Annotated in this window: 24 protein-coding genes; all 24 read right to left on the reverse strand. The window is 41.1% G+C overall.

The window, feature by feature from the left end:
* Positions 1 to 5: 5 nt before the first annotated feature.
* Entirely contained in the window at positions 6 to 2,510 is a 2,505-nt protein-coding gene (locus VF06_RS14615; protein ID WP_099066532.1) for a methyltransferase, read from the reverse strand.
* A complete protein-coding gene (locus VF06_RS14620) occupies positions 2,485 to 2,832 on the reverse strand; it encodes a hypothetical protein (protein WP_099066533.1) in 348 nt (115 codons plus the stop codon). Before VF06_RS14620 ends, VF06_RS14615 begins: the two co-directional genes overlap by 26 nt.
* A gap of 11 nt (positions 2,833 to 2,843) precedes the next feature.
* Positions 2,844 to 4,478, reverse strand: coding sequence for a DNA sulfur modification protein DndB (locus VF06_RS14625; RefSeq protein ID WP_099066534.1), 1,635 nt, complete (start codon positions 4,476 to 4,478; stop codon positions 2,844 to 2,846).
* Positions 4,479 to 4,498: 20 nt separating this feature from the next.
* The gene (locus tag VF06_RS40765; protein WP_180267708.1) at positions 4,499 to 4,675 is read right to left on the reverse strand and encodes a hypothetical protein; all 177 of its coding nucleotides are present in this window, start codon (positions 4,673 to 4,675) and stop codon (positions 4,499 to 4,501) included.
* A gap of 171 nt (positions 4,676 to 4,846) precedes the next feature.
* On the reverse strand, positions 4,847 to 5,308 hold the full coding sequence (locus VF06_RS14630; protein ID WP_099066535.1) for a hypothetical protein: 462 nt from the start codon (positions 5,306 to 5,308) through the stop codon (positions 4,847 to 4,849).
* 93 nt (positions 5,309 to 5,401) lie between these two features.
* A complete protein-coding gene (locus VF06_RS14635) occupies positions 5,402 to 5,746 on the reverse strand; it encodes a hypothetical protein (RefSeq protein ID WP_099066536.1) in 345 nt (114 codons plus the stop codon).
* Positions 5,747 to 6,033: 287 nt separating this feature from the next.
* Positions 6,034 to 6,543 (reverse strand): class I SAM-dependent methyltransferase, encoded by a 510-nt coding sequence (locus VF06_RS14645; protein WP_099066538.1) that lies wholly within the window; start codon positions 6,541 to 6,543, stop codon positions 6,034 to 6,036.
* 69 nt (positions 6,544 to 6,612) lie between these two features.
* Complete coding sequence (locus VF06_RS14650) at positions 6,613 to 6,804, reverse strand: hypothetical protein (protein ID WP_143861688.1); 192 nt, start codon at positions 6,802 to 6,804, stop codon at positions 6,613 to 6,615.
* A 171-nt stretch (positions 6,805 to 6,975) separates the two neighbouring features.
* Positions 6,976 to 7,395: a hypothetical protein gene (locus VF06_RS14655; RefSeq protein WP_099066540.1), complete on the reverse strand. Its 420-nt coding sequence runs from the start codon at positions 7,393 to 7,395 to the stop codon at positions 6,976 to 6,978.
* Positions 7,396 to 7,545: 150 nt separating this feature from the next.
* Positions 7,546 to 8,322: a hypothetical protein gene (locus tag VF06_RS14660; protein WP_099066541.1), complete on the reverse strand. Its 777-nt coding sequence runs from the start codon at positions 8,320 to 8,322 to the stop codon at positions 7,546 to 7,548.
* A 99-nt stretch (positions 8,323 to 8,421) separates the two neighbouring features.
* Complete coding sequence (locus tag VF06_RS14665) at positions 8,422 to 8,712, reverse strand: hypothetical protein (RefSeq protein WP_099066542.1); 291 nt, start codon at positions 8,710 to 8,712, stop codon at positions 8,422 to 8,424.
* Between the two features lie 19 nt (positions 8,713 to 8,731).
* A complete protein-coding gene (locus tag VF06_RS14670) occupies positions 8,732 to 8,962 on the reverse strand; it encodes a hypothetical protein (protein ID WP_099066543.1) in 231 nt (76 codons plus the stop codon).
* Positions 8,963 to 8,987: 25 nt separating this feature from the next.
* Positions 8,988 to 9,614, reverse strand: coding sequence for a DUF7178 family protein (locus VF06_RS14675; RefSeq protein WP_099066544.1), 627 nt, complete (start codon positions 9,612 to 9,614; stop codon positions 8,988 to 8,990).
* 4 nt (positions 9,615 to 9,618) lie between these two features.
* Entirely contained in the window at positions 9,619 to 9,885 is a 267-nt protein-coding gene (locus VF06_RS14680) for a hypothetical protein (RefSeq protein WP_099066545.1), read from the reverse strand.
* Positions 9,886 to 9,958: 73 nt separating this feature from the next.
* Positions 9,959 to 10,318: a hypothetical protein gene (locus tag VF06_RS14685; protein ID WP_099066546.1), complete on the reverse strand. Its 360-nt coding sequence runs from the start codon at positions 10,316 to 10,318 to the stop codon at positions 9,959 to 9,961.
* A 7-nt stretch (positions 10,319 to 10,325) separates the two neighbouring features.
* Positions 10,326 to 10,910, reverse strand: a complete 585-nt coding sequence (locus VF06_RS14690) for a hypothetical protein (RefSeq protein ID WP_099066547.1) — start codon at positions 10,908 to 10,910, stop codon at positions 10,326 to 10,328.
* Between the two features lie 49 nt (positions 10,911 to 10,959).
* Complete coding sequence (locus VF06_RS14695; protein WP_099066548.1) at positions 10,960 to 11,784, reverse strand: hypothetical protein; 825 nt, start codon at positions 11,782 to 11,784, stop codon at positions 10,960 to 10,962.
* Between the two features lie 796 nt (positions 11,785 to 12,580).
* Complete coding sequence (locus tag VF06_RS14700; RefSeq protein ID WP_099076565.1) at positions 12,581 to 12,808, reverse strand: helix-turn-helix domain-containing protein; 228 nt, start codon at positions 12,806 to 12,808, stop codon at positions 12,581 to 12,583.
* A 94-nt stretch (positions 12,809 to 12,902) separates the two neighbouring features.
* Positions 12,903 to 13,364 (reverse strand): RusA family crossover junction endodeoxyribonuclease, encoded by a 462-nt coding sequence (locus tag VF06_RS14705; RefSeq protein WP_099066550.1) that lies wholly within the window; start codon positions 13,362 to 13,364, stop codon positions 12,903 to 12,905.
* 13 nt (positions 13,365 to 13,377) lie between these two features.
* Positions 13,378 to 14,163: a PDDEXK family nuclease gene (locus VF06_RS14710; protein ID WP_099066551.1), complete on the reverse strand. Its 786-nt coding sequence runs from the start codon at positions 14,161 to 14,163 to the stop codon at positions 13,378 to 13,380.
* 36 nt (positions 14,164 to 14,199) lie between these two features.
* Positions 14,200 to 14,559 (reverse strand): four helix bundle protein, encoded by a 360-nt coding sequence (locus VF06_RS14715; RefSeq protein ID WP_099066552.1) that lies wholly within the window; start codon positions 14,557 to 14,559, stop codon positions 14,200 to 14,202.
* 31 nt (positions 14,560 to 14,590) lie between these two features.
* A complete protein-coding gene (locus VF06_RS14720) occupies positions 14,591 to 16,147 on the reverse strand; it encodes a hypothetical protein (protein WP_099066553.1) in 1,557 nt (518 codons plus the stop codon).
* Positions 16,129 to 16,350: a hypothetical protein gene (locus tag VF06_RS14725; RefSeq protein ID WP_099066554.1), complete on the reverse strand. Its 222-nt coding sequence runs from the start codon at positions 16,348 to 16,350 to the stop codon at positions 16,129 to 16,131. Before VF06_RS14725 ends, VF06_RS14720 begins: the two co-directional genes overlap by 19 nt.
* Positions 16,347 to 16,577, reverse strand: a complete 231-nt coding sequence (locus VF06_RS14730) for a hypothetical protein (RefSeq protein ID WP_099066555.1) — start codon at positions 16,575 to 16,577, stop codon at positions 16,347 to 16,349. The genes VF06_RS14725 and VF06_RS14730 overlap by 4 nt, the downstream gene beginning before the upstream one ends.
* Positions 16,578 to 16,669 lie beyond the last annotated feature (92 nt).

Raw genomic sequence — 16,669 nt, forward strand, 5'->3', positions numbered from 1 at the left:
CCCTTTTACTTTCCCGCCTTATCTAATTCTTCTAAATTAAACCCTTCTTCCTCATCTTCTTCAAACGCTGGAGAATCTGCTGCTTCATCAGATTCATCAGGAAAGTCTGGGGACTCTTCACTTTGCTCTGATTCATCAGGAAATACTGGCAATTCTTTTTCATCAGACTCATCAGGAAACACTGGACTATCTAAGTCCCCCTCCTCATCTTCAGCTAATCCCAACTCTTTTAATTCACTATGCAAGCGATCGCACTCTTGTTGTAAATCTTCAATTGTTCGTTGTTGGCACTCAATTGATTGTTGTTTTTGGTTGCACTTATTTTCTAAGTCTGTGTAAGAGTTTTGAAAACTAAGCATTTCGCCCCTAACTTGCTCAAGTGCCACCGCTAATTCATCCCTCTCTGATTTCACTTTTTCGAGTTCTTCTTTGAGGGACTTTGCTTCAGCAAGACTATTTTTGTGTTCTACCTTAAGTCGCTCTATGATGTTTGTGCCAATGCTCTCGGATAATGTTTCTAACTTGGTATCTATTAATTGTGCGATCGCATCTAACAACTTGTTAGATGTAGTTGCTGTTGATTTTTCTGGTAATTTCTCTTCTTTAGAGGCAGAATTGTACTTACGACGATTTGGGGTTTGCTCCACTGGTTCGTCAGGGCTAATTTCATAAGCACCGAAATTCTGGTCTTTGCAAGCTTTCACCCATCCTCGGCATTTAGTCATTAACTGTTCTGAAAAAGTCGTGCAATAAAGCTTAGGGTTTGTTTTAGCCTGTTGGAATCCAGCAGCTAGCAACTTAGCGATGAAATCAACTGCATTTTTAGTGTCTGTTTTGCAATCTGGTGGCAGATGAATTTCAATACCCTTTTGCTTGGGATTTTCTCTAAGAATGAATGAAAACACAGAACTGTTTTTGAATTTGTCAGCAGGAATTACAGTGGCCATTTTAAATACCTCTAGTTTTTGGTTGAATTCTGGAGTGTTGAAAATTGATGTAATGGTTTGTTCGTCCTTGTAAATCACCCATTCCGAACAAACGTTATATTCAGAATCAATGCAGATATGGCTAACAATTTCGCCATCTGGATTGACTAAAGTAACTAAACCTTCTATAAGTTCGTGGGTGTAAATGGATTCACCAATCGCCTTAAGCCCGACCCAAGGGTAAATATCGAAGTAATCACCTTGTTCGTTATCCGATAAATGCCAGTTGTAGGCTCTTATTGCAGCTTCGTAAACATCATTGCCAGGGAAGGTATGCTTACGGTATCTATCTGGAGTGCGCTTGATATTGCGATCGCTCTTATCAACCGCAAACCATTCGCCCTTGTTCTTGGTTTCCCAGACGGTAATGAACCCATCGGGGATGTAAAATTTGCACGACGAGTCATCAAGCTTTTTAAGCGTCCATAGATGCTGTTGTTCCATAAATAACGAGTTGAGTAACGTTTTGAACTCTCCCAAAACATCCTGATTTGGACGCGCCTTAAGAGCGACTGTTGTTGTCGGGTTCCCGTTCTTGCCCCGCAAGTTACTGCACACAGGTTCGCCAATTAAGTACTTGGGATTTTCCAAATACCAATTACTCAAATAAGCTGGTCTGCCGTCGTAACCAACAATGCCAGGGAAGGCAGAAGTACGAAGGCAGAAGGCAGAAGGATGAGTTTCTTCCCTTCTGCCTTCTGCCCTCTGCCCTCTGCCTTCTTGAACCCGTCGCCGCAACAGAATTAAGTCGGTGGTGACTTCGGTTTCCCCAACGTGCGAACCACTGGGCAGTCGCACCGCTCCCAAGAATTCGCATTTACCATGCACCCATTCCCGAAACCTTATGTAATCAGGGGTGCGAGAATCTAGGGTGTTGGTGCTGGTAAGCAATGCTAGCAATCCCCCAGGTAGAAGATGTGCGATCGCAGTGACAAAGAATTGAGCGTGAAGCCCAATTCTCAAGCACTTCCCGTCCAGCTTCATCGACTGAACGCCATTAGTAAAAGGGACGTTGCCGATTACCAGATTGAATTTTTCAGGGTAAGACCATCTCAAAAAGTCCTTATGGTAAATCTGTGCTGTGGGATGGGCTAACTTAGCGATCGCAGCAGATAACTCATCTTTCTCGACTCCTACGTATTTGAAGAAACTGGGCATCTCCACAGCAAACCCACCCACGCCGCATCCAGGATCTAGAACTCTATCACCTGGGGTAAGGTGTGGCGTGAGGACATCCCACAAAACCTGCCGCACTTCGGGCGAAGTGTAGTGAGCGTTTTGCAACCCGACATTTTGTAGTGATGCCCACTCCTCCATGTTGAGGAATTCAAGAAGTTGGAGTTTGCCCAACCTCAACCATTCGGGTTTGTTTTTCTCTAAGAAAACGCCGCACTCTTTCAACACCCCACCACCGGGGAACTGCATTAAAATAGCCCTCTCGGAATCCGTGAGGGCTAGGGGTTTGGATTTAATGATTTTTATTGCCGCGATCGCATTTTCAAGATGCTGTTTCTTGCTGCACATCACAATCTTTAATTACTGAAAAAGTCATGTTTGTTCTGTCAACGTCACAAACAAAGACAGGTAAAAACTGTTTTAGAATTGTAAATTCTGCATCGTTTAGAGGTCTGTGGTTTTCTACCCAGCAATTCAAACCCTCAAATTCAACCGAGCATAAAGCCTCTGACACTAAAACTGCTACTGTTGACAGTATTTCGGGATGGAATTCACTATTTTCGGATGAATTCAATACCGCTATCCCATAAGTAAAAATGTCTGGACTAGATTCATTTTCTTCGAGAAAAACACATTCAGAACCTAATGCAACTTTAACAAATAACTTCATTTTGATTCCTCCTATTTTGCAAATAAATCTAACGTACCAATGTGTAACAGTTCTAAGTCCTTGTCATCTTGGCTAAATCCTTTAAGAGGAGCGCCAATCTTTAGGCGAAAATAGTTGAACATTAATTTAACATTGTGACGCTTTGATAACATACCTCCATTCTTGTCAATAACTCTGTTAAGCCAATCAGGATTAGATTTATTCCAATCAACTTTTGATAGCTTATTCAATGCGTTTATCATTCCGTTGATATTTCCCGAAAGCCCAGCACCCTCTCTTAAATATTTGCCCAGTTCTCCTAATGCATGAATGGTCACGCCATGAGAAGCAATGGTTAATTCTCTGACTTCATCGGGAGTAGAATCTCCATCTAATACCTGTTGCCAAGGTGCGATCGCATCTATCAAACTTTCCCAAAAAGCCTGACAAAACTTGAAATCAAAATCTTCATTCTTTCCCGGTTTCATAAGCACTGTAGCATCATACAAATGCTTATAGATAAGCAATTTATCTGACTTTTTACCTAATGAACTTTTCTCTGTTTCTGCAAATTGTACAAATAGTGGAATGCTTGACAAGACGCTATTAGCAAATTCTCCTATTGGCGAATCGTTGTAGAACGTCGTCAAATTCTTGCTAACTGATTTTGCTTCTGAATTTACCTCCCTAAATATCTTCTTCCTTAATTCCAGCGATGCATTAACAATCAAGTCCACCGAAATAAATTCAGCTTTGTACTTGATTCCATCGTCACTTTGCATTATCTGACGAATCGCCCAAGTGCGATGCTGTCCGTCAATCAAACGGAACAATACAGTTAACGGCACTTCTAAAATGCCGTTGAATGCATCTTTTTTAAAAGGCGTAAATATGGCATTTTTATCTATCTCTATAGATGCCACCATTGGGGGAAAGTAATAGTTTGGGTTACTAAGAATATAGTTTTTGATTTTCTTAGCATGGGAGGGATTAAGAGCGCGGTTCGCTCTTTGGCTTGCTGGCAAGTTCGGGTCTTCGTACATGAAAAACTGAGCGACAAACTGCCAAGGTACAGACGCCTGATAAATTACAAGTCCGTCGCTACGCACTCGGCGTAAAACCGAAAGCGTGAGGTTTGATTCCATCATTAACTCCTTTGCTTTTTGAGTAGCTGTAACAACTCCTGTTGATTTGCGCTTTTTCTCCTGATGTGGCGGAATATCTAAGCCCAGTTGTTCAATCAATGCATCAATTTTTTGAGTAGTTTTATCCCATACCTCAGTGGGGGTAAGATTTTGATGCAAGTCGTCAATTCGGATATCTCGGCTTAGAGAACAAATAGCTAAAGCCTTAATCCCGACTTGTATTGGGCGCTCGTGTACGGAAACCCAAAACTCTCGATAGCTGGCTTCTTTATGGGTTGTCTTGTCTATGGGCGAAGAATTAGCAGTTATTTGGGTTGGGCGGCTAATAAGTTCCAACTTAGAAGGTGAAAAATCAACTCCCAAATCCCTGCCACGGTTGTTTTTTGGAGCTATACCAGTACGAAACATTACTCTAATTGAGTAATCTAAATTATCTGTGACGTGTCCGGTGATGCCAAAATATTTGGAATTTCGGTCGATGACTTTGACCTTATCGTACATCTGAAATATTTCAGATTTCATGGACAAAATACCCTAAAATTTCAAAAATCATCGATGTGTTTTTTGGATATTAAAGACTTCTCGTTCGGTAAATTGCAAGATAGCCATAACCATCCTTCTTTTTCTTGAGGATTTGATTTACTTTCTCCGTACCAAATCCAAAGTAGGCATTCAGTAGATGGATACTCGTTGATATAAAACCAGTGATAATTTTTCATTTTCCTCCAATAAAAAATACCTAGCAAAACCGCTAGGTATTAAATTTGTTCAGTTGAAAAAGGCGATCGCCTTGTAGAGAATCATCAAGCGATGCTTTGCAGGAGCATCGCTTTTTAATTTACTGATTTTGCAACTTCTGAATTACGTACTTGGCCGCGAATTCGGCATTGTCATTGAGTAGTCGTTGCCAAGCTTCTTCTTCTGAGGAGCGATCGCACTTCTTTATCTGGTTTCTCATCAAACACCAACTGCAACCTATCAAAGTCTTTGTTGCGAACCAGTTTGAGTCCTAGTTCTGGGTATTCCTCTTCAGAATCAGCTTTCTCTAAGAAAGTCTCTCTTTGTTGTAACTCCTCAATCCGTTTTTTAACGCGGCGAATCTCTGCGTTGTTGTTTTGCAATCTAAAATCAGCAAACCCAACACGTTGGGCAAAGTCAGGAACCAAAATCTTACGAGCTACATTTTCCGATATCCCAAGCTTGATTATCTCCTCAACTTTTTGGCCATCAGTTAAATTTTTGCGGATAATCTTGTTAGCATCCTTCATTTGTTGTTGAAACTTTTTTAACTGTTCTAGCTTAGCTTGCAATTGTGCGATCGCGTCAGAGTCAGTGCTTCTAATAGCGGTCATAATCCGTACCTAAAACGACATCGTGACAACTTTTGGTCACAAAAAAGGACTGAGAAATAATTACTTCTCAGTCCTTTTGAATAACCATAAGTTTTAACTACAAGTCCAAATGTTTTTGGGATCAAAAACCTTGTTTGGGTGATATTCTTTAGCTAGCAATATAGCTGTTTCCTTGTTGTAGGCGGATACATACTCATGCTTGCTTCCATCTAGCGTATCCACAAGAAAAACTTTAATCTTGTTGTATCCAGTGCATCGCCAAAACAGCTGTTCTTTCACTACATATTCAATATCTTCAGCTATTTGCTCGAAGTGTTTAACAGCAGTATTTACACGTTTGTAATACTTCCTGTACAAAGGATATCCCAACATAGTTACTTCAACCGAAGTATTGTCTAGACTGACTTCGTAAAAGCCAATTGTCTTTTTGTTATCCATTTACACACGCTCCCTAAAATACTTGCCTTCTGTCGTAAATAGCAATTCAAACACCAACAAATAGATAGAAAAGTTATAGACATTGTTGTCTCTAAAGCTAGGACTAAAATCAAGTTTTTGGTATCCACGCCAATGAAGGTAATGTAGAATAGGTTTCCCCGGCAATCTCCATTCAAATGTTAGAAATCGCATGTGATGATATTGGATAGTAAACCTAATTAAATAGGATTTAAAGAATATATTCCAACACCAACTCTTACAACTTTTCTGTTTGATAACTTCCATGTTTACCTCAAAACAATTATGTGACCTGAACCAATATCAATCACTCTCCCATTAGGGCATTGAGATTGTACGTAGCTGATAAATTCTTTGCGCGTATAGTACTTTTGGAAAGTACCAATGCTGGTAATTCCAGACTCTTTTTTATCGGTACGTACTGCTACTACTAGTGCTTTCGTACATAGAGAAAATGCAAGCTGTAAAGTGCGATCGCGGTCTTTATCACACTCTATTACATTCAACACATACAACAAACTAGTTATTGGATAGCACTTATCCAATAACTCAAACTTAGGTCTGTAATACGGGTCAAAACCAATGGCGTCGTAATGTCCTGGCAATCGTTCTACATCTTCACCATGACCGCACCCAATATCAAGCCAGTTGCCAGCGGTGGGGAGTTTCCCTGATTCCAAAGCATTTCGCATTGGCAAGGATAGCTTGGGTCTTCTGATTGCTGTTTTCCAGCGTGGTGTACCCCAATTTTTTGGGTCTAAAAATTCTCGGTTGTTCATAATTTTTTAGGCATGAAAAAAGCGATCGCGTTTAAGTGCGATCGCTTGGTTGAGTTTTAGATGGTCGTGCTAGCCCAATCCTTGATAGCCTTCGTGGCGTCTTGTAGCGTCAACCGCTTGGACTATAGTCGTCCAGTTGTCGGCATCTTCTGGTGAGTCATCTTTGCGTTGATAGTATTCGTTACTCTTGTAGTTATATTCAACTTGATGCCTGTTAACGGCTACCTCTTGTCCGTTTGGCAATGAAACTTTGACTTCCATGTTGTTCTCCTTTGTTTTGATTAATTTGATTTTTATGGGGCAACCAAAAAATGACAACCCCATTCATGCGAATGACGAATAATCAAGAATTATTTTTTCCAAAATCCCTTTGAGCCATCCCCATAAACTGGCTCTTTGCCAGGAATAATCATCGCTTGAGTTCGGTTGTGCCTACAAACCAGGATTTAACTGATTAGGCATTTTCGCTACTGGGAGTAGAGGAATTTTGTCTCCAAAATGAACCATTAATTTTGCCAACAACAAATAGGTAACATCGATTAATCCTCCCTCGTGCAGAGAGAAGTATTTTTGCTCCACCATCCAATTAAAAGATCTTGAATTCTGCACCAAAGAACCATCTTGATCGAGATCTAATGTCGAGTAAGCAGGTAACCCCTGTTGGTAATTTGCCGCGATCGCATAGATCGTCTGGAAAGTCAGCACTTCTTTTTCGTAAGCATGTGTTGTACCCCGGAACAATCCTAGATAGGTACTTTTATCTTGTTCTGCCAGCCAACAAATAAATTTGTAGGCTGAATTTTCACCAGCTTGAATGAGAAAAACTTCTGGCTGTTGGTTTGAGTTAGACACGATTGCCCTCGCGATAATTTTTGTCAATACCTAAATAATCCATCAACTGGCGATCGCTAATTAAAGTTCACCCCATTTCATGCGAATGACGAATAATCGAGAATTATTTTTTCCAAAATCCCTTTGAGCCATCCCCATAATTGGCTTAGTTTAGTTGCGCGACCAACTAAGATAGAAATCCCCGTAAACTGGCTCTTTGCCAGGAATCCAGTAGCGCCCATTGGCTTCTCCTGGGGTAACAACGATGCGCTCCATATTGAGGAACACAGCAAATACTACCCGCTTACGGTCATCGTAGGAAAGTTGTTTCTTCTTGTATGACGACAAGTCTCTCCCTAAAATTTCGTTGGGGAGAAGCACTTCCCCCCACTTGTAGGAATGGGGGGAAGGGGTTTTAAACTCGCCTATTCTCCCAAACTTATTGGGTAGGCACAAAAGCAATCGCTTGACGACTTCAAACAAATCATCAAAATTGGTAAAAGTTAATTCTTTATCAAAGATTGCCTTAACAACAATCTCTGCCTCTTGTCTCAGGGGTTGTGTTTGGGGTAGGCGACGACACTGGAATTTTTCCAGATAACTCTTGACTCCCTGATAAGACATTGTTTTTACTTCATCAACGGTCAGAGGTTGATGAAAATATCTGACCTCATAATTGAGGTACTCATCACATGCAGTAAACTCCTGCCCAATATATGTGATTCGGGCAAAGAACCCAGCCGATTCTTGATGCTGGGTTATTTTTACTACCTGCCCTTTGCAGGTGTAATCGATTGTAAATCTATTAAAGCAATCCGGATCATCTGATTGCTTGATTGTAATATCACTTTTTTCTACTACCAAGGCAGATTTTTCTATTGGCGCTTCCATCAACTTTTTGAGCGCCTCTTGTGGGGTAATTTCAATTTTTTTGATAGGTTCTAACATGATGTCTTTTCCTCTGCTTGTACTTGGTGTGGCAACAGATCCAACTGTGCTACCACGTCTCTGTAATCTTGAGCGATCAATCAACAACGATCGCACAAATTAACTTCGTTCTTTCTTGTACTTGAGAAGTGCGATCGCTTCTCGAAGGACAGCCGCTTGATTGGGCTGTGCTTCAAGCCATTCCCATAGTTCCGCTTCCATTGCCCAAGCTTTACGCCCTTTGACAATAGGAAGCGAACTTACTGGGGAATAACCCTTTGGGCGACCACGCCCACGGTTTTTGGTCATACGCTTAGTAATATCCGTTAGAGGCAATAAATTCGTTATATGCAGAGATAAAAACAAGTTCTCCGCAAAGCGATCGCACTTAATTCGATGAAGCAGCATCATGCTTGGCGATCGCGCTATTTCAACCCAAACCTAAACTAATTGCAATGCCTTCAATAATTCCTGACGCTTGTTCCATCAACAAAAAATTACGGGTGAATCCAGCACACCCTCCCCAGTTCACAACTTCATCAGAAATACTTGCATTGATTTGCCACCAATCATCTTTCTGCAAAAGCTCTATGCTTATGCCATTATCGTTTAGGCGCTGAATATGTGTTTTTGTCTGTAATGAAATAGATTCCGTTTTCATTTTTTCTCCTTATGATTTATTTGGTTCATGATTTAAGGGTATACCTTTTATTTAAGAATGTCAATACATTATTTTCCCTCCAAGTAACCCAAGTAATTGCTTGTAGCTGGTTGGGCAACAGATCCAACTGTGCTGCCACATCTCTGTAATCCTGTGCGATCGCATCGTATTTTTCGGGCGATCGCATGAAATTTAGCAGTTGCCTTTCCCCTAACTTTTCACCCGCCCAAACACTAAGGGCATGGCGATCTATGCAAACATCGTGACTGTTTGTAGGGTCGTGCAACAGGCTAAAAAATGCCCGTACTTTGTTGCCTTTTAGGGCTTCTAGTGATGGTTCCCCTGCCAAGATCCGCCAAGACTTAATCATGTTTGCCCTGCCATAAGACCCAATAAACGGGGCATCTGTGGCAGTGCAACCCATCTTGAAATAATTGAGGCATTTCTCGGCTTCATAGATGTTCTTCTCCCAGCTACAACCGGGAGACAATGCAGCTATGACGCCACATACCCTTTCTGTAGCAATACCGTAGATATCGCCTAAATCATCGGCAATTGCATGGGCATCTACATACCAATTTTTCCCCTTTCGCATCTGGATAGGGGAAGCGGTATAATACACCGCTAGAATATTCCTTTTTCCTATTTCCATTGATTTAATAAGGATACTGAAAACTACTTTCTTCGGACTCAATCGTGCGATATCGGTCATTCACCACATCGACTTTTACCCGCCAATGTGGGCAATAACCAGGAACATAGTATGTGAAGATGACTTTCCCCATCCCAGAAAAATTGGGAGTATTGACAACAACTAAGTCACCTGATTGAGATTTGGATTTTGTTGGCGCGTCTCTGTTTATCTGCAATTGCCGCTGATGCGCTTGTTCTAGTTCTTCCGTCACATCTATGAATTGAAACATTTTGGTTAACTACGCGGGAATTCAGTTACCGCGTTGATGACCAAAATCCCCAGGAAAACTGGGGAAATAACAACTATTCCATTGATGCAATTAAGGCGATCGCTGAAAATATCTTTACAATTGTTCTGTGGTGAACGTTGGGTTGAATGTGCCCATCTGCTAAATTCAGTCTTTGCATTTCATCAGGCATCAATACCTGAGATAATAATTTAGGTAAATCCAAAGCAAAACCATTTTTATAAAAATGCACTTCTAATTCCCCATATTGTTGGGGAGAAATAAGCTTATAATTTGGTAGACTTTGGCGATCGCATCCAGCGTACATACAAGCCGAATAGCCACCAGATAGCTTGATTTCAATGCCAAAGCATTTACCCATATCTGCCCACTTCATAGGAAAATCATGAATAGATTTTTGAGTTTTAGTAGTCATATTTCTTCTAACGTTTGACGTTTTCAATCTTGATATTTGCAATCAGCGATCGCATTTTTGAAGCCTGTTTCTTGTCCTTGCGATGTTGACGGCGATTAGCCATCGGATCGTTTGTTTGGGGGCATCTGTATGTGTAACTACCCCCATAGTTAGCTGTGCCCTTAGAGGCACTTTGTAGGGGACGTTTACGCGCAATAGTGCCGTCTACATCAATCCCAGCAGCCCCAGCAAAGGGACGCATTTGGTTGATTTCATTCTGAGTGAGTACGATTCCCTCACACGGGAACCACTCACCCTGGATTTTCTCCAAGATCGGAACCTCTAAGCCAGTCTTGCAGTCCCTACGAAATACCTGATTAGGCAGGTACTTGTAAAACACTACCCTGTACTGGGTAAAGTTTGATGATTCCTTGGAGTATTGCCCATTAGCAACACTTTTTGAGGTTTTAACACCTGTAAAGTGCTGCTTTTTGGGCGCAATTGCCTGCCTAGCATCCATCGACATATCTGCATTCATACCGGGTGTATGACGCACGGTTACGCGCTGCTGAATTCTAGCGTCAGCAGACTTTAGACAAGTAATATTTTTCATAGTTGCATTTAGGTAACTGGGGTGACTCGCACACCCCAGAGGTACATAACTAAACTGTAGCAGGTGTTAAGATTTTGGCGATCGCCAGGATCTTCCCAGCTTTGGAACCCCCAACGTTGTAATGTTTGGCTAAAGCATTGACTTGGTTAGTGTCTAGTTTTTTCAGATGCCCTACTTTATCAATAGATGCTTCTAGTTCATCAACTAAGACCTTAGTCAAAGTAACATCCGGCTTAGGGGTAACAGGCGCTTTTTTCTCTACCTTAGTAAACCGTTTCTGCACGATCTCGAAAGCCATATCGAAGTCTAGATAACCTTCGTTAACGCCTTTGGCTTCTAACTTCTCATTGTGCTTAGTGAGTAATTCTGTAGCCTGTTTCTCTAAGAAATACTCGCGTGTTGGATGATGCGAGAACTGTACTGTTTTGTCAGTAGTTTCAAGGTGCTTGTGACGATGACGCACCTTATCAAGCATCTTATCGACTGCGGACATTACCTTAGCCGATAATGCCGTCAACTCTCTGATAGGATTATCGTTGAGTTTTTTCTCAATTCTTGCGATCGCACCTGTTAACTTTTCTATCTCAGCTTTTTTAAGTTCCGATGCTTCACCCTCTAAAGATTTTAGAACATCCTTAGCAGCATTCCTAGTTTTTTCTAGGGTATCGCGCTCGGTCAGCAAAGCATCGTACTCATTCCAAGCGTCGTAGTCCACAACAATTTCATCGTCTACCACCACTAAACGCCCAAGTCTCACACGTTGCGACATCGGACGGTTAGCTAAGCGTAGTTCCTGATAGAACACGCCCTTACCATTAACGGTAATAACAGTGTTTGCCTTATCGTCAGCTTTGGTAATTAAAAGACTAGACATAGTGTAAAATTAGTTTGGTGATGTTAACTCGTAGCAATCAAAGCTACAGACTAAAAGTAACTTCCAGTGTGTAACTTTTTGCCACTAAAATAGGGCGTTAATCCGCTAAATTAACGCCCTTAAAAACAGGCAAACTATTAAAAAACGGTTACTCAAAACTACTCAACCCTACCTACCTTACAACCCTACAAAGTTTTATAAACCTTGTCGTTCAGTAGTCTCAAGTACAACGCCTAAATACTTATAGCATATAGCTATGGCTTAGTTATGCCCCGTAAAGCATAGGTCAGATGACCACCCCTACTTTTACCCGTCATCAGCCAGCACGAACTGTCACAGCCAATTATTACTAATCAGCGATCGCATTGACTAACCACGCAGTATGTAGTGTAGTGAGATAGGCTGTATCCACCTTATGGTGTGGTGTGGTTGTATTAACGATTGCCACATTTACCAAGGAATGAAACTCTCTTGGCTACTGCAAACGATACGACTAAAACAAGTGCCTATGAGCGTACTTTTGTAAGCACAAGCATCATTTAATTTTTACTTTTTTATTCACCTCAAATTTATTTATTTCACATTACTAACTTAGCAGCTTTATCTAAGAATCAAGCATAAGTTTACATAAGTTTACAATTAAAATTCATCTATATATAAAAGCCCCCGGTGGCTACTACGGAGGCTTTTATCAAGTATTTTTTATTACAGCCTAATTTTAACTGCTTTAGATCCGCGCCCACGCCAAGATCCAGAAAATTTGAGGTTTTATCGGATCGGCGGATCGGATCGCGGATCAAGTTTTACTAGGCTTGCGTCCAGATAATTTTGGTAAAATTATGCCGTTAATTCTCGCGCATTTACTTACGGCATCAGGTTTGATTTCCTTACCAGTTTCTTCAGAAAGAATTTTAGCTAGTTCGGGGTAAGACCAGTCTCGCTTTTGAGCTTCAGCTTCTTTGATTAATTCTTTAACGCGCTCAGGATCTATCGTCCTTGGCGCTCCCATCTTCAACACTGCCATACCATTACCAATCTCTAACAGACTTATCTTAGCAAAATCAATACTAAGTCTACATACTCTTTCTCAACTTTAACTCTGATATACAAGGAGTCTGCTATTTCCATGTTTTACATTCAAAAAAAATCAAGACAAAGTGATTCAACTCCAAGAATTCAATTTGTGCCGGAGTAACTTTCACCAAAATCCCCTGTGGTTTTGGTTGATTGTGCCTTTTACGAACTTTGAAAAATGTTCCAGAGCAACTTGAGACAAAACTAGAGGAATCATTTTCTAGGTAATTAGCTTGCACTAAAGCATCTAAAACTGAACCTTGCAGATTATCGGCATCACTGCTGAAAAAGTTGATGAATTGGCACTCAACACGACAAGGTATCGGTGCTGGGGGATAATTTTGCATTTGAAGCGCGATCGCACTTATGGCGTTTTCTTTCCAATCTCCATATTTTTGGGCAGTATAAATCATTCCCGTCCGCCAGTTAGTCCGCGGACGGGCCTTACCAACACCCCTTCCCGATAACCAAAATAGTGCTTCAGTTTGAAATTCAGTAGCTAACATTTTTAGTCTCTAATTATACAGAATCAAGAAGTTTATTCAAATTATAAACAGAATTCTCCGTCCCATTGCTTTGATTATTATGTCGTTTATCATCTCCAGATTCTAAGTCTGCATAGGATTTTTCGACTTCTAACTCTGGCTCAGAAATTAGTTCAACAGGCAATATGTTGCGCTCGCTACTATGCATAAAAGTATTGTTGATTCCGTTTTGTTTGAGTTGATTATTTTGTCGTGGTTTTGGTATCGGTATCGTGCTGAGAAACACCACAATTGCTAGCGCAAGTAATATAGGATGCGATTTCACTAACTCAAACAACCACTGTAATTTTATTTTAGGTAATTGAGGCAGTGAAAGTGGAGGAACTTGAAATTTGGGAATTCGTAACCAAGAAGTAGCTGTTTTATATCCCGGTTGCCATTCTTTTTCAAGATTGACAAACACAACCTTTACACGGGGATCTTGTTGAACCATCGAAGCGGTAGTGAAGGCTGATTTTTGCTCCCTAGCTTCGGAAGTCAAAAACCCCATTACTACCAACTTACGTTTGTTTCCTAAGCCATAAAGATTCAATTGTCCGACAGCTTGATAAATTGTGTTGCGGTCGAGATATTTTTTGACCTCGATAATCGCCCCATCCATCCAATCACTAACGATATCGGCCCGACCACCGTTTGCGCCTGCTTCTAGCTTGACTCCGTAACCTTGTTCTTGGAGGCGCTCAGCTAAATACTTTTGTAAGTGCTTTTCTTGCCAGCGTTCAGGGAACCCGGCAAGTTCTACAAATTGTGATGGGTGCATAAGTTTAATTCGTAATTCGTAATTCGTAATTCGTAATTATTTTTCTTTTAGTTTTTTGGTGGAAGAGACTAGGATTTTGCCGATTTCGTTGGCTTCTTGTAGAAGCAACTCGAATTTTTGTTTTTCTACTAGTCCCGATTCAATTAAGATTTCTAGCCAGTATTGGGTTTCTCTGGCTTCCTTAAGTGCAATTTCTAGTTTGTTGATAAAATCTTTATCAGACTGCGCTGATTGTGCTTCTCTGACGTTTGCCCCAATTGAAGTACCAGAACGCAATAGTTGTCTTGATAACGTTCTTGTAACCCCAGACTTTTCATCAAGAAAGCTGCAAGCTTTCACAATCCTAATCGCAAACGCCTTCGTTCTATCTGTAATACTAATTTGATTGCTTGTCATAAATTACGAATTACGAATTACGAATTACGAATTATCCCGGTATTTTGTCAAATCTATAAGCCTGAAATCTGCTATTGATTGTTCCAGCTTGAATAATTCCATCACCTCGTCCCTGGAGCGAGGTTACAACTTCGCCGTGCCTGTGAAGCACCATTCGCCCATCAATCGCTTCGATACAGCGAAAGGCTATTCGTGCTGGTAGATTTGCTCTGAGGTCTGGCGGTAATCCTTGGGGGTCTTCTTTAGAGCGTTTAGAGCCGTGTTGCAACCCAATTACTATATGAATCCTTAATCCCCGCCCTCTGCGTGCGACTTCACAAAGTTGATCGTCGTAAAGTTTACGAAGTTTATCGTCGAAAGGCACAGTTCCTTTATATTCGTCAACTAACAAAATCCAAGGTTGCTGTGCAGCTAATTCAGACTTATTCATTGAGTTGCGGCGATCGCACTCCTGGTAATATTCGCCAACATATTCAAAAGTTTTGCCCATATCATTGGCGGTAATTGTAGGGAAGCGCTCGGCAAAATCTTCATAATCACTAACTTTACCACCACAGATATCTACTCTTCCTCCCTGAGCCAAAAGGCAATAAGCAGCAGAGCGTAGAAAATTAGATTTACCAGAACCAGTTGTGCCGACTACCAACACCTGGGGAGTATCTTCGTTGCCCAAATCGATAACCACTTCCCCATCAAGGGACTGTCCCAAAACTATTAATCTTCCCCCTTGCTGCCACTCACGAATTGGGAAGTCATAAAATGTGCGTTCGGTTGCTCCTAATCCCACCTCCACTGCTACTTGTTCGCTACCAAAAACGTACATGGGAAATTCTTCATCCTTTCCCAGGGAAACTTTTGCAGCTTTTTTCCACTTCGGCAGTAAGTGGTAATCCACCGTCCGCAGACTAAAAATTAAACGCTGGTAACTCGGTGCTTTATCAATCTTCAAACATTCGGTTTTCAATCCCACAACCGCAGCTGCTTTTTGTAGTTGAATCGTTGTATCTGATTGTTGTTGAATTTGTAGCGCTGCTGCTTGCGATATCGCGGTAGTTTGGGGAACTGATTGAGCGATGAATTGTTGCTCTTGTAATTCCGTTTGTCGATTTTGAGCAATCAATTTTGCTTGCTCCATTTGCATTTGAGCATCGGAAACCGCAGTCAAAACATCTCCAATAGACGCACCATTTTGAACCATTCCCAGCGCCATCTGCACCACCGGGCCGTTCTTCCCAGTTAGTTGTAGCAGCTGTGTAAATATTGGTGCTGTTTGTTCTAACAATACCAACTGTCTTTCAATAGATTTATCTGCCTGTTCGTTGGCAAGTTTTGACTCGGCGGCGGATTGCAAATACTGTAATTGCTCTTCTACTTGGGTATCTTTCAGTACTCGTAAAGTATCTTCTGTGCGCTCGATGTCTTCGTACTTTTTACCCATTCCTTGGAGCATACAAATGGCATTAACTCCAAATGCGATCGCGGCGACATTCCTCGGATAAAATAACCAAGGCTCATTTTTATTAGCAGATAACACAAACACCACCGCGAGCGCACCTTGCCCTATAATTCCTAACCAACGAAAAAACATTTCGACCACCCAAAGACTAATCCAACCGCCACAGCTTGGAATGTAAGCGAATTATTTTGATGCCCTTTTAGATAAAAAATTACTGCTGCAAGTGCGATCGCATACTGTGAGTGAGAGAGTACCGCAATCAATTGTGCGAATGCACTTGCAACAACAAATCCAAACACAGACTGCAAAATCTTGCAAATTTCAGAGCCACTCATGAATATCCTTGTTGCATTGCTAAAATAATTTGTTTGCAATACTCGTTATTTGCGTTAATGATGGTGTTTATAGCGTCGCGAACATCAGAAGATTCTGCGTATTCTGAAGATACAAATTCCAGCAACGAACTAATTACTTCATTATTAGAATCAACCAACTTTTGTCCTGCATGAATAACTTGTAAAAAAGTTGATTCAGAGTTGTTAGTCGTAACTACCGCAATCATTTAGTATCTCCTGATAACTTTCTTAGGTTGATGCTGAATCCAAAATCCGAAAACGCCACACCCGGATAACCCAATACCAAGCCAAATTAGCT

It is taken from the genome of Nostoc linckia z4, from assembly GCF_002608075.1.
Taxonomy (GTDB): domain Bacteria; phylum Cyanobacteriota; class Cyanobacteriia; order Cyanobacteriales; family Nostocaceae; genus Nostoc; species Nostoc linckia.

Bases quoted from the DNA above. Each gene is read 5' to 3' on its own strand.
- VF06_RS14720 (WP_099066553.1), bottom strand. From the start codon at position 16,147: ATGTTTTTTCGTTGGTTAGGAATTATAGGGCAAGGTGCGCTCGCGGTG.
- VF06_RS14635 (WP_099066536.1), bottom strand. From the start codon at position 5,746: ATGGATAACAAAAAGACAATTGGCTTTTACGAAGTCAGTCTAGACAAT.
- VF06_RS14615 (WP_099066532.1), bottom strand. From the start codon at position 2,510: ATGTGCAGCAAGAAACAGCATCTTGAAAATGCGATCGCGGCAATAAAA.
- VF06_RS14690 (WP_099066547.1), bottom strand. From the start codon at position 10,910: ATGAAAAATATTACTTGTCTAAAGTCTGCTGACGCTAGAATTCAGCAG.
- VF06_RS14710 (WP_099066551.1), bottom strand. From the start codon at position 14,163: ATGCACCCATCACAATTTGTAGAACTTGCCGGGTTCCCTGAACGCTGG.
- VF06_RS14725 (WP_099066554.1), bottom strand. From the start codon at position 16,350: ATGAGTGGCTCTGAAATTTGCAAGATTTTGCAGTCTGTGTTTGGATTT.
- VF06_RS14715 (WP_099066552.1), bottom strand. From the start codon at position 14,559: ATGACAAGCAATCAAATTAGTATTACAGATAGAACGAAGGCGTTTGCG.
- VF06_RS14670 (WP_099066543.1), bottom strand. From the start codon at position 8,962: ATGAAAACGGAATCTATTTCATTACAGACAAAAACACATATTCAGCGC.
- VF06_RS40765 (WP_180267708.1), bottom strand. From the start codon at position 4,675: ATGAAAAATTATCACTGGTTTTATATCAACGAGTATCCATCTACTGAA.
- VF06_RS14625 (WP_099066534.1), bottom strand. From the start codon at position 4,478: ATGAAATCTGAAATATTTCAGATGTACGATAAGGTCAAAGTCATCGAC.
- VF06_RS14680 (WP_099066545.1), bottom strand. From the start codon at position 9,885: ATGTTTCAATTCATAGATGTGACGGAAGAACTAGAACAAGCGCATCAG.
- VF06_RS14630 (WP_099066535.1), bottom strand. From the start codon at position 5,308: ATGACCGCTATTAGAAGCACTGACTCTGACGCGATCGCACAATTGCAA.
- VF06_RS14645 (WP_099066538.1), bottom strand. From the start codon at position 6,543: ATGAACAACCGAGAATTTTTAGACCCAAAAAATTGGGGTACACCACGC.
- VF06_RS14705 (WP_099066550.1), bottom strand. From the start codon at position 13,364: ATGTTAGCTACTGAATTTCAAACTGAAGCACTATTTTGGTTATCGGGA.
- VF06_RS14700 (WP_099076565.1), bottom strand. From the start codon at position 12,808: ATGGCAGTGTTGAAGATGGGAGCGCCAAGGACGATAGATCCTGAGCGC.
- VF06_RS14665 (WP_099066542.1), bottom strand. From the start codon at position 8,712: ATGATGCTGCTTCATCGAATTAAGTGCGATCGCTTTGCGGAGAACTTG.
- VF06_RS14695 (WP_099066548.1), bottom strand. From the start codon at position 11,784: ATGTCTAGTCTTTTAATTACCAAAGCTGACGATAAGGCAAACACTGTT.
- VF06_RS14620 (WP_099066533.1), bottom strand. From the start codon at position 2,832: ATGAAGTTATTTGTTAAAGTTGCATTAGGTTCTGAATGTGTTTTTCTC.
- VF06_RS14730 (WP_099066555.1), bottom strand. From the start codon at position 16,577: ATGATTGCGGTAGTTACGACTAACAACTCTGAATCAACTTTTTTACAA.
- VF06_RS14675 (WP_099066544.1), bottom strand. From the start codon at position 9,614: ATGGAAATAGGAAAAAGGAATATTCTAGCGGTGTATTATACCGCTTCC.
- VF06_RS14660 (WP_099066541.1), bottom strand. From the start codon at position 8,322: ATGTTAGAACCTATCAAAAAAATTGAAATTACCCCACAAGAGGCGCTC.
- VF06_RS14650 (WP_143861688.1), bottom strand. From the start codon at position 6,804: ATGGAAGTCAAAGTTTCATTGCCAAACGGACAAGAGGTAGCCGTTAAC.
- VF06_RS14685 (WP_099066546.1), bottom strand. From the start codon at position 10,318: ATGACTACTAAAACTCAAAAATCTATTCATGATTTTCCTATGAAGTGG.